The 13,380-nt window shown below is 47.8% G+C and carries 10 protein-coding genes; 1 reads left to right on the top strand and 9 read right to left on the bottom strand.

Annotated features, from left to right (window positions below):
- Positions 1–10 precede the first annotated feature (10 nt).
- Positions 11–1,573, bottom strand: a complete 1,563-nt coding sequence (locus tag DESRU_RS02505) for an L-lactate permease (protein ID WP_013840554.1) — start codon at positions 1,571–1,573, stop codon at positions 11–13.
- Positions 1,574–1,755: 182 nt separating this feature from the next.
- Here DESRU_RS02505 and DESRU_RS02500 point away from each other — a divergent pair, with 182 nt between their 5' ends.
- Positions 1,756–4,011 carry an alkaline phosphatase family protein gene (locus tag DESRU_RS02500; protein WP_013840553.1) on the top strand — a complete coding sequence of 752 codons (2,256 nt, stop codon included), beginning with the start codon at positions 1,756–1,758 and terminating at the stop codon, positions 4,009–4,011.
- 220 nt (positions 4,012–4,231) lie between these two features.
- Here the strand turns inward: DESRU_RS02500 and DESRU_RS02495 are convergent, their stop codons facing one another.
- From DESRU_RS02495 to DESRU_RS02460, 8 genes are all read right to left on the bottom strand, one after another.
- Complete coding sequence (locus DESRU_RS02495; protein WP_013840552.1) at positions 4,232–4,936, bottom strand: ABC transporter ATP-binding protein; 705 nt, start codon at positions 4,934–4,936, stop codon at positions 4,232–4,234.
- Positions 4,923–5,648: an ABC transporter ATP-binding protein gene (locus DESRU_RS02490; RefSeq protein WP_013840551.1), complete on the bottom strand. Its 726-nt coding sequence runs from the start codon at positions 5,646–5,648 to the stop codon at positions 4,923–4,925. Before DESRU_RS02490 ends, DESRU_RS02495 begins: the two co-directional genes overlap by 14 nt.
- A complete protein-coding gene (locus tag DESRU_RS02485; RefSeq protein ID WP_013840550.1) occupies positions 5,626–6,603 on the bottom strand; it encodes a branched-chain amino acid ABC transporter permease in 978 nt (325 codons plus the stop codon). The genes DESRU_RS02490 and DESRU_RS02485 overlap by 23 nt, the downstream gene beginning before the upstream one ends.
- A 6-nt stretch (positions 6,604–6,609) precedes the next feature.
- Positions 6,610–7,485, bottom strand: coding sequence for a branched-chain amino acid ABC transporter permease (locus DESRU_RS02480; protein ID WP_013840549.1), 876 nt, complete (start codon positions 7,483–7,485; stop codon positions 6,610–6,612).
- Between the two features lie 68 nt (positions 7,486–7,553).
- A complete protein-coding gene (locus DESRU_RS02475; RefSeq protein ID WP_420794908.1) occupies positions 7,554–8,783 on the bottom strand; it encodes an ABC transporter substrate-binding protein in 1,230 nt (409 codons plus the stop codon).
- Between the two features lie 446 nt (positions 8,784–9,229).
- The gene (locus DESRU_RS02470) at positions 9,230–10,126 is read right to left on the bottom strand and encodes a DUF4846 domain-containing protein (RefSeq protein WP_013840547.1); all 897 of its coding nucleotides are present in this window, start codon (positions 10,124–10,126) and stop codon (positions 9,230–9,232) included.
- The gene (locus tag DESRU_RS02465; RefSeq protein WP_013840546.1) at positions 10,127–11,434 is read right to left on the bottom strand and encodes an L-cysteine desulfidase family protein; all 1,308 of its coding nucleotides are present in this window, start codon (positions 11,432–11,434) and stop codon (positions 10,127–10,129) included.
- Between the two features lie 141 nt (positions 11,435–11,575).
- Entirely contained in the window at positions 11,576–13,324 is a 1,749-nt protein-coding gene (locus DESRU_RS02460; RefSeq protein WP_013840545.1) for a sigma-54-dependent Fis family transcriptional regulator, read from the bottom strand.
- Positions 13,325–13,380: the final 56 nt, after the last annotated feature.

Raw genomic sequence — 13,380 nt, 5'->3', positions numbered from 1 at the left:
TACCTTTTCTTTATATAAATAACATGGCCATGATGGCTGAAGCAGTGGTTAAAAGAATGGAAATGATAAAAGCCGTTTTAATCACTTGACTTTCTATGCCTAACGCATCAATAGTGGCGGCGGCATTTTGCAGCTTGGCCGGCGATATTACACTGGCCAGCCCGCCGCCAATGGCAGTAGCGGCAATAACGATTAAAGGATCTACATGCAGCATTTTAGAGGTCAACAAGTGGTATTTGGTAAACATGGCGATGGTGGAGGCCTCGCTGCCACTGACAAAGCCTCCGAATAATCCCAGGAAACTGCTGGCAAAGGGATACAGGGAACCAAAGGTTGCAGCCGAAGCCTGGGCTAGAACAGCAATCATGTTTGAGCTTGCTTCGGTGATCTTCCATACTTCACCCTGGTTTTGCATGCCTGAATTATTCATTACAAAAGCGATGGCAAAGAAAATGGCTGCCGCCAGGGTGGGTCTGGGCGCCCGCTGCACCCATTTGTTCCAGGTTTCTTTTATGGCTTTGCCCGATGGCTTGATAAAAACCGCTGCTAAAATTGTACTGATAAACACCCAGGTATAGGCGTTCCACAGCATCCTTGTTTTAATCTCCTGACCGGGGATGAAGGAAACCGCCATGGGCACCTTGTTAAACAGCAGATCAAACAAAGGTTGGCAGAAATTTAGAACTAATAAAATGGAAATTAAAATCAACCATGGGGAAAGGGCTCTGGCCAGGGACATTTGCTTCTCCAGCCGCAGGTCTTCCCGGGATAAATTGGACCTGTCAATGATGGGCTGTCCGGTGATTTTTAAATAAACCAGCATCACCAGAATGGTGCAGGCACCCGCCACCACGCCGGTCAGCACCACGCCGGATTTCAGAAAAGGAATGTGGCTCATGGCAATGGCGGCGCCCCCGTTGGTGACCCCGGCCAGAATACAAGGAATAAATCCTTCCTTCATTAATTTAAACCGCCCCACGATCCACAGCATACCAAAGCCAATCAAGGTGGAAATCACCGGCAAAAACTTGGCAAATACCTGAGCCGACTCCACCAGGGGTGTGCCGGTTAAATCGGCAAAAACCACCAGCGGCGCTCCCAGCAGGGCAAAGGTGCATAAAGCATCATAGCCAATGGCCGGAAGGGCAACCGCCACAAAGGTGGAATAGCCCATGGCCACCAGAATCGGCGGCAAAATGGATATGGGCGTAGCCCCAATGGATACCAGAAGGGTCCCGGCTCCGACGTTGAGCAGCATAATCTGCGCAACCTTATCCGTAGGCGCCAGGGTTTTTATAAAAATCACAATTCTTTGCAAGGCGCCGGTGGCCTGCATAAAGGTAATTTGAAAAATAGAGGCAAGTACCATAATGGAAACGGGAAAAGAAGAAATGAGGCCCGCCAGGCTGGCCCGAAGGCTGACTTCCAGCGAGGTGTTGAAGAAGAAAAGGGCAATGACAACCATTAAGATCCAACCTACCATACCGCTGCGATCGGCCGCCATTTGTTTCTTCACCATCAAAAAGGCAATGGCTAAAATTGGCAACAAGGTTAAAAAAACAGAAATTCCCATAATTTACCATCCTTCCATTCTACATAGACTAACTAATTATTAATTATAATTCACCTTCCCATAAAAGCAACCTTAAAGTCAAAGGGTTTACAGGACAAAAATGATTTCGTTGGACACCACTTCCTTTTTTTGCTAAAATGGCATTGTGTTTTACAAAGAATATTACAGAATGGTGAAAATCAATGACCAATAAAATCCATAAAATTCTTCTGTTGATCCTATTTGCTCTTATTTTTATGAGTCAACTGCAGCCTGCTTATGCCCAAACCGGCCCCACCCGGCACTTTATCATCCTGGTTGTGGACCAGATCAGTTTAAATAACCTTGACCATCCGGATCTGGCGCATTTTCAAGCCCTGATACAAAAAAACGGGGCCATTGGCTTAATGAACACCACCACCGGCGGCAGTCAGACTGCCGACAACGCTTTTACCACCATTGGTTCAGGCAGCCGGGCCATTGGTTCTCCGGGAGCCGCCCAGTCCTTTAATACCCGGGAGACCATCAACGGACAGCTTGTGGCCGATATTTACCAGCGCCGCAACAACATCCGGGATATTCATGCCTATCAGGTTGTAAACCTGTCCGCCGAACAAATGAAAAATATGAATAAAGACAAGCATTACGAGGTGCGCATTGGCGCCTTGGGGGACGCTTTACATGAGGCCGGATTAAAGACCGCCGTCTTGGGCAACTCCGACCTGCCCTCGGAGGAAACAAACCTGCCCCGCTATACCTACGGGCGACAGGCTGCCGCTTTGTTGATGGACGGCAACGGCCGGGTGGACTATGGGGTTGTTTCCGGCGATATTCTTACTGCCGACCGCCAGGCGCCCTTCGGTATTCGTACCGATGAAGAGAAGTTATTAAAGCTTTTAAAACAATATTATACCCAAAGTCCGGTATTGGTGGTGGATTTCGGCGATACCTCCCGGGCCGCCGCTTACTCCTCCAGCATTAGTAAACCCATGGCGGAAAGACAACTTTACTCAGCCTTACATAGGGCGGATCATTTTCTAGGAGAACTGCTGCAGGTCATCAACCTGGAGCAGGATTACCTCATGGTGCTGACCCCCACCCCTTCGGAAGCAAATAAAGCCCAGGGCAATACCTTGACACCCCTGATCTTCGCCGGTCCGGGCATTGAAAAAGGTCTTCTTACCTCGGGCACAACCCATCGTCCGGGTATTGTAACCAACACAGACGTGGCCGCAACAGTGCTGCATTCCCTGGGCCTGGCCGTTTCCGAGGAAATGATCGGGCAGCCCATGAAGGGTATCTCCGCTGAAACCGGAAGCTATCTCCAATACTTAAGTCAGGCTCAGGAAAAGCTGGTGCAAAACACCCTGCGCCGGGTACCGGTTCTCAGCACGGTTGCTTCTTACATTTTAGGGGTATTGGCCCTTTCTCTGGTGATGTTCATCCTTCGTCTGTTTAATCATGACTATTCCCGGATTCTAAAAAAGATCCTGCTTTATAATTACCTGGCCATCCTTACCCTGCCCCTGGGACTGCTGGCCATGGCCGGTCTGGGTGCCCTGACGGTGGCTCAATCCTTCATGGCTCTGATCTTAATTACTTTTGTCCTAACTGTTCTGCTGCACCGGCTGGCCCGCAATAAAAGTCTTTCCCACGCTATGGTAGCGGTTTGCGCCGCCTTCATTGCCCTGCTGTTTACGGATTTATTCCTGGGTGCAAACCTAATCCTCAATTCACCCTTGGGGTATGACCCCCAGTACGGAGCCCGTTTCTACGGCATCGGCAATGAACTGATGGGGGCGGTGATTGGGGCGGCCACCCTGGGGGCAGCCGCTTTCATGAATATCAAACAGTTCAAGGGACGGCTTGTTCTGGTGGCAGCCATGATGTTGGGCGTTTTATTCGTGATGGTCTATCCCGGTCTGGGTTCCAAAGGCGGTGCCTCCATCTCGGTAACAGCGGCTTTTGTTACTTTGCTCTGGCTGTCTCTGGGGCTGCCAACCGGTAAAAAACAATTATTTATGGTGGCCGCCTCGGTCCTGGCGGTGATGCTGTTCATTTCACTGGCTGATTTTCTGGGCGGCTCCCGTACCCATATCGGCCGTGCGGTTCAGGAGATTCAAACCGGCGGCTTGTCCAGCATGCTGGACATCATCATCCGTAAACTGGAGATGGACTTCCGGTTAATGCGTTACTCCTATTGGAGCGGCATGCTGGTGGCTTCCATCTTTCTAATGCTTTTAATGTTTAAATTCCAGTTTGATTTCCTGGAACACATCCGCAAAAGAACACCCGATATACTAAACGGTTGTTATGCCGCTTTATTTGGCGCCGCGGTGGCTCTGTTCACCAATGACGCCGGGATTATCGCCGCGGCAACCGCCATTATTTATCCGATCTTTACCCTGCTTTTGCTTAATCTGGTCCCAAGCGATAAAACGAGTCAAAATTCCATTTAGGTAGAAGGAGCTGTGGCAAAACCCGGAATGGTTGGATTGCACAGCCCTTTATTGTCCAAAAATAAAAAGAGAAATAGAACGCGGATTGAACGGGTGATACGGATTTACGCGGATTTTAATTAAAAATTTAAAATCCGTGAGAATCCGCGGAAATCCGTAAAATCCGCGTTCTATTTTTTATTAGCCTGGGTTATCTGCCATTTTTAATGTTTCATCGAGATTAAATACCTAAATAAGCTTCTTTAACATGTTCGTTTTTCAGAAGCTGTTGCCCGCTCCCCTCCAGGGTAATTCTCCCGTTTTCCAAAACATAGGCCCGATGGCAAAGCTTTAAGGTCTGGCCTACGTTTTGTTCCACTAACAAAACCGTAACCCCCTGGTTATTGATTTCTTTGACGAAATCAAAGATTTGCTGTACCAGTACCGGGGCCAAACCCAGGGAGGGCTCGTCTAAGATAAGCAGCTTGGGTAGAGCCATCAGCCCTCTGCCGATGGCCACCATCTGCTGCTGCCCGCCGCTTAACTTGCCGGCCTCCTGGTTCTTCTTCTCTTCCAAAATAGGAAACAAATCAAAGACCCTGCGCAGGGTCTCTTTCCTTTTCCCTTTGGCCTCCGGGAAAAGGGAACCCATTTCCAGATTTTCCATGACCGTCATTTCCGGAAACAGCCGCCGGCCTTCCGGAACGTGAATAATGCCATATCCGGCCACTTTATAGCCCGGTATACGGGTAATATCCTGCCCCATAAAATGAATGCTTCCCTTATCTTTAGGCAGAAGGCCTGAAATGGCATTGAGGGTGGTCGTCTTGCCGGTGCCGTTGGAACCCAGCAGCACCACCAGTTCTCCCTCATGAACTTCAAAGGAAACACCCCACAGTACCTGCAGTTCCTTATAGGAAACATCAATATGATTAACCTTGAGCATAGGCATCACCTAAATATGCTTTAATAACTTCAGGGTGTCCGGCCACTTCTTTGGGGGCTCCAGTGGTAATCTGCCCGCCAAAATTAATGGCCAAAATCCGGTCCGAAATGCCCATCATCACTTTCATTAAATGTTCAACAATAATGATGGTCACCCCGGCTTCCCGAATTTTTCTGATTAATAGAATCGCTTCCTCCGATTCCTTGGGATTTAACCCGGCACAGGTTTCATCCAGCAGCAAAAGTTCCGGTTCGGTAGCCAGGGCTCTGGCAATTTCCAGTCTTTTGCGCAGGGGAATGGGCAGGCTCTTGGCCTCAAAGTCTTTATAAGGCTCTAAACCACAAAAATGAACAATCTCCTTTGCTTTCGCTCTGGCCTTGCCAACCTGGCTTGTTCTGAGAAAGGCCCCGGCCATTACGTTATCAAGCACACTCATCCGTTTTAGCGGCTTTACCACCTGGAAGGTCCTGCCGATGCCCACCTGACAGATTTTATGGGCGGGCAGTGTATCAATCCTTTTTCCCTTAAAATAAATCTCTCCAGAGGTTAAAGGAAAGAATCGGCTGATTAAATTAAATACCGTTGTTTTTCCGGAACCGTTAGGACCAATAATACCGAATATTTCCCCTTGATTCACGGTAAAATTCAAGTTTGCTACCGCCGTCAACCCGCCAAACTGCTTAACCAGATTATTGGCTGCGAAGAAGCTCATCCTTTTCACCTCCTGGAACATCAATTTTCCTGCGCTGGAGCCAGCTTTTGACACGCTCCATCTCACCGGCAATGCCATTGGGCACAAACAAAATAATAATGCACACCAGCAGACCAAAGACCAGCACATTGGCCGAGCCCAAAGTAGCCCGGAACAATTCCCCCAGGGAAATATAAATGACTGCCCCGATGGTTGGTCCCCAGATGGTGGCGGGCCCTCCCAGCATCACCACCAGGATGAGCATAATGGAAACGTTGGGCAGGGAGAAAACAATCCGTGGATCAATAAAAGCCACATAATTCATATAAAAAGCTCCGGCCAGGCCGGTAATAAAAGCGCTGGGAATTAAGGCCAGATTTTTGTAAAGGGTTGTGGGTATGCCCAGAGAGGTAGCGGCATCCTGGTCTTCTCGAATGGAGACTAAATAATAGCCGATTTTGGAATTGACAAGGAGATAGGTGACTAAAATGGTCAGTGCCAAAATGCCCAACCCTACATAAAAATAAAAAACTTTGGAGATAACGGCCGGCATGATTAAAATACCCTTAGCCCCATTGGTAAAACTCTGCAGGTTTGTAAACAGCAGCCGAAAAATTTCCCCCAGGGAAAGCATGGCCAGAGCAAAATAGGGGCCACGGAGCCGGAAACAAATAAACCCGATGGGTAATGAAACAATGGTGGCCACCAGGGGGCCCAGGAGCATGCCCCACCAGGGAGAGATGCCCAGGTGCAGCTTTAACAAACCGGCCGTATAGGCTCCCAGACCAAAAAATGCCGCGTGGCCAAAGGAAATCTGACCCGCATAGCCGCCAAGGATATTCCAGGCGGTTCCCAGGATGGCCCAGATAATAATCAGATTCAAAATATGCAGGTGATAAGGAACTTTAAGCACCAGCGGTATCAAGGCCGCCAGTACAAATACTCCGATGGATAAGAGAATCTTTTTGTTTTTCATCACGACTCACCTCTTTGCTAAACTCCTGAACCCGCCGGGCAGGAACAGCAGTACCACGATAAAGATCACCAGCCCGACAATATCTTTATAGCCCATGGAGATATAAGTGGCACCCAAGGATTCCGCAATGCCGAGGGTGACGCCCCCCACAATGGCCCCCACCGTACTGCCCATGCCGCCCAAAATGGTAATAATAAAGGATTTGGTGGTGAATAACTGGCCAATATCCGGCCACAGGTAAAACAAAGGCAGCAGCAGGGACCCTCCGGCAGCGGCTAAAGCAGCGCCAATACCAAAGGTAATCATGGTAATTTTTGAAGAATTAACACCCATATATACAGCGGCATCCCGGTCCTGGGCGGTGGCCCGAATGGACTTGCCGAGGTCTGTCTTGGTTAAAAACAGGTGCAGCAGCAGCGTTAACGCCATGGCAATGATAAAACCAATAACCATGGCCACACTAATGGACATATCCGCAAAGTAGAGGGTTTTGGATGAGTAGCCCGTGGCAACCGAGCGGTAGTCTGATTTAAACATTAAGCGGGCTGTTTCTGTCAACACCAGCATAATTCCCACCGTAAGCAATACCTGATTTTGAGGAAGAATTGAATCCACTTCCACCAGCCGGTTGATAGCATATTTTTGAATCAGGCAGCCCAGTAAAAAAAGGGTGGGCATTGCCACTAACAGGCCAAGGTAGGGATCGATCCCAAATTCTTTAAAACAAACATAGGTTACATACATGCCAACCATCACTAAGGCTCCATGGGCCATGTTGATGATCTTCATAACCCCCATGATCAGGGTCATGCCGATGGCAATCAAGGCGTACATGCCCCCCAGCAGGATGCCGCAGATGACGGTTTGACCGAATAATGTCATTCGGGTTACCTCCCAACATTGGTAATGGGATCAACCGCCGGGGACAAGATCCCCGGCGGCTGGACCCCTTAATTGGTCCGGTCTTTCCAGTTCGGAACGGGGTATACATAAGGAGCGGATTTTACCTCATCCGGCCAGATCACTTCCAGATTTCCCTTCTGCCACTGCACTACATAGGTATTGGGTTTGTTTTGATTAGTATAATCTTCCCATGCTTCAAATTTTACCGGCCCCATCACCGTCATCATATCGGTTTCCTTAAGGGCCTTTTGTATACCGGTGTTGGACAGCTCCTGGGCTCTGTTCAGCGCATCCACCGCCACATACATGGAAGCATAGGCCTGGGCGCCGTGATAATCCGGCTCTTTGCCATACTTCTCCTTATACTTGGTGAAGTATTCTTTCGCCCCAGGCCACGTAACGTTGGGTACCCACAGGGTGGTTGAAGCAATATATTCCGAGGCGCTGCCGGCGTTTTCCTCAAATTCCGGCATAGTGTAACCTGCTCCGCCACCCACAAAAAGTTTGGTATTGAAATCAAGCTCTTTCATTTGCTTAACAATCAGCCCGGCATCCATAACGTAAGAAACGGCAAAAACCATATCGGGGTTGGTATTCTTAGCGTTGGCCAGCATAGGTTTAAAATCAATGGCCCCGGATTCATAGGACTGGTCAAAAACAAGCTTGATGCCCCTCTTTTCGCATTCTGCTCTAAAACCCTTGGCGGAAGAGGAGCCAAAGTCGGTGTTTTCATAAATTAAAGCCGCCGTCTGGGGTTTAACCACTTGTTCCATCATGGTCCAAAGTGCACCGGTATACTTACTGGCCGGAGCTGCGGTACCTCTAAATACCCACTGCCAGCCCTGCCTGGTAATATCGTCCGCAGAGCCGGTGACAATTAAAAAGGGGATATTCATGCTCTGGGCGTTGGCTGCAACCACATTGGTCACCGCACTGCTGTAGCCGCCGGTTAACATGGCCACCTGATCTTGGTTGATTAGTTTTTCCGCAGCGGATTTGGCCACATCCTGTTTACTTTGATCATCTTCGAAGATCAGTTGGATTTCCTTGCCTTGAACTTGGGTTTTTCCGGCAGCTTTAAGCTCTTCGTAAGCCATTTCAAAGGAGTTCTTTTCCATGGTGCCAAACATGGCTTCTCCACCGGTCAGAGGTAGGATGACCCCGATTTTAATGGTATCCTGGGATGCTCCCCCGCCACAGCCGGTTAATAAAAATGCCAATAAAAGAAGGCTGCTTACCAGTGCTGTTATTGTCCTAAATTTAAACAATTTCTCCACCTCCATTTTAAAAAAACACAAAATAATCTGTATTTTTAATTAACTTTTTTGCTACCCCCCCCCGAATCGGGATATCGCAACCGTGTCGCAACGTATCATACTAAATAGGCCTTATAATTAAATTGTATGTTTTATATCGTACTTTTTGCCGTGCTAATTAACAATAATTCCACCTTAAACGGTTGTTTTTTTACCTTTAACGGTTAACCTTAAAAAATAACCGTACTTCGTCCTGTTTTTTAATAATGAAGAAAAGGGATTATGGCAAAACGAACGATGTTCTTTCTGCAACAATCCCTCTTCTTCTAAAAAATAAAAAATGAAACACGGATTTTACAGATTTGCACGAATTTACACGAATTTTTCATCTGTATTTTAAATCCGCAAATCCGTATCATCCGTTGAATCCGTGTTCTGTTCCTTTAGTAGTTTCCTAACTTCCCGCCTTAATCCGCAAATCGCATTAACTGGTCCGGGTAAAAACTCCACTCCGGTGTGATCAATTTTTCTCCGAAGCGGATGGAATACCAGGGACTGAAATCTTCGTCCTCCGGATTTTTAAGTATATGAATATCCTGGGCCGGCATGTAGCTCTGTGCCAGCAGGAACAATTTTTCCTGGGTGGCTTTATTTTCAACCATATCCATTACAATAACGCAATGGCCGGTTCCTTCTCCTTTTAAAAACACATCGCCAATTTGCATCTCTTGCAACGGTACGTTTTTCATCTCTTGCGCTAAAGATAATGTCCCGGCATAGGCAAACACCATATCAAGATACTTTCTAAAGCTGTCATAAGCAGTGGAAGGTTCTGCTCTCTTTACCCAATAGGCCCTGTTTTCTTCTACCACAATTCGATTGCCTTGGGCCCAGATGGGATAATCGGCTTTAAATCCATTGGTGAAATTAAAATGAATTTTATCATACCATCCCCTTGCATACAGGTGTTCCGCCCTTAGCCTTATTACGGCATCCGCACACTGCTGTAAATCCCGGTCGCCCACATCTATATCCAATACGGCTGCATGAACATTCCTGGTTTTCATTTGGCCATTGTAGTATTTTACTTGTGAACCATGGGGCTTTAAAGGCAGGGTCCTTAAATATTGCCCGAAGGAACCCTCGGACACCGGAATCCTTTCAAAACCTTCCGGAGGATTGATTCTTGCTCCAAGGGTGCTCCCCTTTTCGTTGATCAAGGGGGCCTTTTCGGTTTTCTCCACAGAAAGGTTCCGGCCCTTTGTTTTTGCTTCCTGCTCCTTCTCCCTATCAATCTGCCCTGTGTGGTTACCGGAACAGGAAGTCACAAACAAAAACAGCAAAACCATCAGGATCTTTTTCATTTAACTCACCGATCTCTCTTTTTTTAACATAACCTCTAAAATAACTTTATCCGTAAAGACCATACCCGGGTTGCTGATTTTGCCCAGATTTTTTATGGTGTCCTGGATTGAACTTAAAATAATACCATTGGTATCCGGCACCACAACCTCTCCCCGGGCCAGCAGCGAACTCTCCACGGCGGCTCCTGCGGCGGTGGAGAGCTTTAATGCACAACCCACTTTTCCCCCGTCACAGATCATTCCCGTAAGATTGGCAATTAAATTCTTCATGGCCGCCTCTATGGCCGTCCCCTTTCCTCCCAACAGCCAGGTAATGGCCGCACTGGCTCCGGTGGCTGCGGCAACCGCACAGCCGCATAGGGCCGATAAATTTCCGGTATGCAGCTTGATATAGATGGTAATTAAATGACTGAGAGCCACCGCCCGTATCATTTTATCCGGAGCAGCACCGGTCTTTTGGGCCACAGCATATACAGGCAGAATGGCGGTAATGCCATGGTTGCCGCTGCCGGCACTGCTCATCACCGGAACATTTTCCCCGGACATTCTGGCATCCGCTGCCCCTGCCGTCAGCATTTTAGCATAATTTATCATATCATCCGACAGGGTGCCGTTATCAACCATTTCCTTCAGTATGGCCCCAATGCCCAGGCCAAGTTTTTTGGCAATGCCCTTTTGGGCAGCTAGAAAATTCATTTCAATTCCTTCAGCGATAAAAAGAATGTCCTGAAGGGGAATCCTTTCCATGGCCTCAACCATTGCATTAACACTGGCCTCTTTGCACCACAGGTTTAAAGGGTTATCCTGAATCTCATCATCATTTCCCTGATCTTTTTCATATAGGGTCTTACCGTTTTTTCTAATCCTGACGAGATTGGTGTGGCTATTCTGAATGATGGCCTCGCTCCATTCAGAAGCTGTTTCGACCTTGACCTTGATCCAAAGCCTATTCTTTTCATGGTCTACGCTGACCTGGATGATTCCGTGGTCCACCATGGCTTGGGCCAGGACCAGTTCCCGCTGCTGGATGGCCGCCAACACCGATAATTTTTTTTCAGGGTTTTTCTTAATCACACCCAGAGCAGCGGCAATGGGCAGCCCCGTTTGTCCCGTCCCTGGAATCCCCACCGCAACCCCGTTTTTAAAGATGTTGGCACTGACGGAGACACTCACCTTGCTGACTGCGGCACCCTCTTCCAATACGTTAGCGGCATAGGCTGCCCCGAGGGCTACCGCCCCCGGTTCGGTGCATCCCATGGTAGGCAGCACCTCTGTTTTTAATAAAGCAACTATTTTATTAAAATCCATATGATCATCCCCCCAGAACCTTAAACGCAAGAAACATACCAAAGCAATCCGTCTATTTAAGGCTCATATCCAGCCCCTTTATCACGGTCTCTGATAAACCATGATAAAAAATGATAAGGAATGATAAATGGATTTATCCGATTAGGATAATCCGTATTTGCGAATCTTCCGGTACAAAGTCGCTATACTGATGCCCAAACTGGCCGCCGCCTGTGCTTTTCCCTCCACACTGCCGCCATATTTCTTTAGCGCTTTTAAAATCTCTTCCTTCTCGGCACTGTGTTGAAGCAATGATTCTCCGCTTTGGGAGGTAACAGCAATTTTAGGCGGGAGGTCGCGAACTTCCACCGTGGATCCCAAGGTTTTTATTACCGCACATTCCATAGCATTCTCCAGTTCACGAATATTTCCCGGCCAGTTATACTGCAGCAAAACTTCTTCCGCTTCCGCAGAAATACTTTGAATGTCTTTCCCATAGGCCCGGGCATGTTTCTGCATAAAATATCCTGCCAGTTCCATAATATCGCTCTTCCTCTCCCGCAGCGCCGGTAACAGAATGGGAAAAACGTTCAGCCGGTAATATAAATCCTCTCTGAAGCGCCCTTCTAAAATCATTTCCTCCAAATTACGGTTGGTGGCGGCGATCATACGCACATTAATGGGAATCACTTTAACGGAGCCAATCCTCTCCACAACCCTTTCCTGCAGTACCCGAAGCATTTTAGCCTGTAAAGCAAGGGGCATGTCTCCGATTTCATCCAGAAATAACGTCCCTCCATTGGCCAACTCAAACTTTCCCGGCTTGCCTCCCTTTTTAGCCCCGGTGAATGAACCTTCTTCATAACCAAAGAGTTCACTTTCCAGCAGGGCTTCCGGGATGGCCGCACAGTTTAGGGCCACCAGAGGGCCTGTACTGCGGTCACTGGTAAAATGAATGGCCCGGGCAAAAATTTCTTTACCGGTCCCGCTTTCCCCGGTAATGAGAACCGTAGACAAACCGAAAGCCGCCTTCTTTGCCTCCTCCTTTACCGCTGCGAGGTTCTTGCTGTTTCCAACAATATCTTCAAAAGCAACCGGCGCCTCTTTAGAGTAACCGGATTGATACCCTTCATTAACCAGCCGGAAGCTGGCCACAGCCCCCTGAATGACTCCATCAACCAGCATCGGTTTGGCATTAATTAAGTAGTGATGCTGCCTGCCGTTACGCCACATCTTTACTTCCCGGTCCAAAAACTCCTTGCCGTTGCGAAGGATCTCCGGGATGGGTGTTCCGGGAAAAACCTCATTAATATGAAAATCCAGCACATCATTGAACTTGGTTCTGAGCATTCTTTCCGCGGCAAAATTCATGTTAATAACCCGGGCGGCGTTATCAATGGCAATAACTCCTTCAGCCACAAAATTAAGAACCGTTTCCAGTTGATTCTTTAAAAAAAGTAAGCGGTTGACGGTGCTTTTCTCAACGGTTTTAGCGGCAATCAGTTCAGCCATTTTACGAATAAAGTCCAAAAGTTGTGTCCCTTTATGAATAATCTCCATTTGCTGTTCCCGGGAAAAGGCAATCAGACTAATAACACCAATCACCTCGCTTCCCAAGAGAATGGGGCAGCAAAGCTGCGCCAACTCCATGCAGGTGGATTGTTTTTCACAGACCAGGCAGGCATCATTACTCTTGATATCCGCAATGATATACTCTTCTCTCTTTTCAATCACCTGATGTCCCACAGAATAACCAATAATCCTTTGGCCAACGGTATCCCTATGATAACCGGTACCGGCAATTCGGACCATATGCTGGTCAAATATGGTAACATCCATCATCAGTACGCTGGATATAGCCTCGGCAATTTGTTGTACCGTCACTTGGATTTGCTGGAGACGTGATATCATTACGCATTTCCCTTCTGATTTAAGCATTATAAATTTATAGTACTTTAGTTTCTTTA

The organism is Desulforamulus ruminis DSM 2154, from assembly GCF_000215085.1.
Taxonomy (GTDB): Bacteria; Bacillota; Desulfotomaculia; order Desulfotomaculales; family Desulfotomaculaceae; genus Desulfotomaculum; species Desulfotomaculum ruminis.
This window is presented reverse-complemented; position numbering and strand designations above follow the sequence as displayed.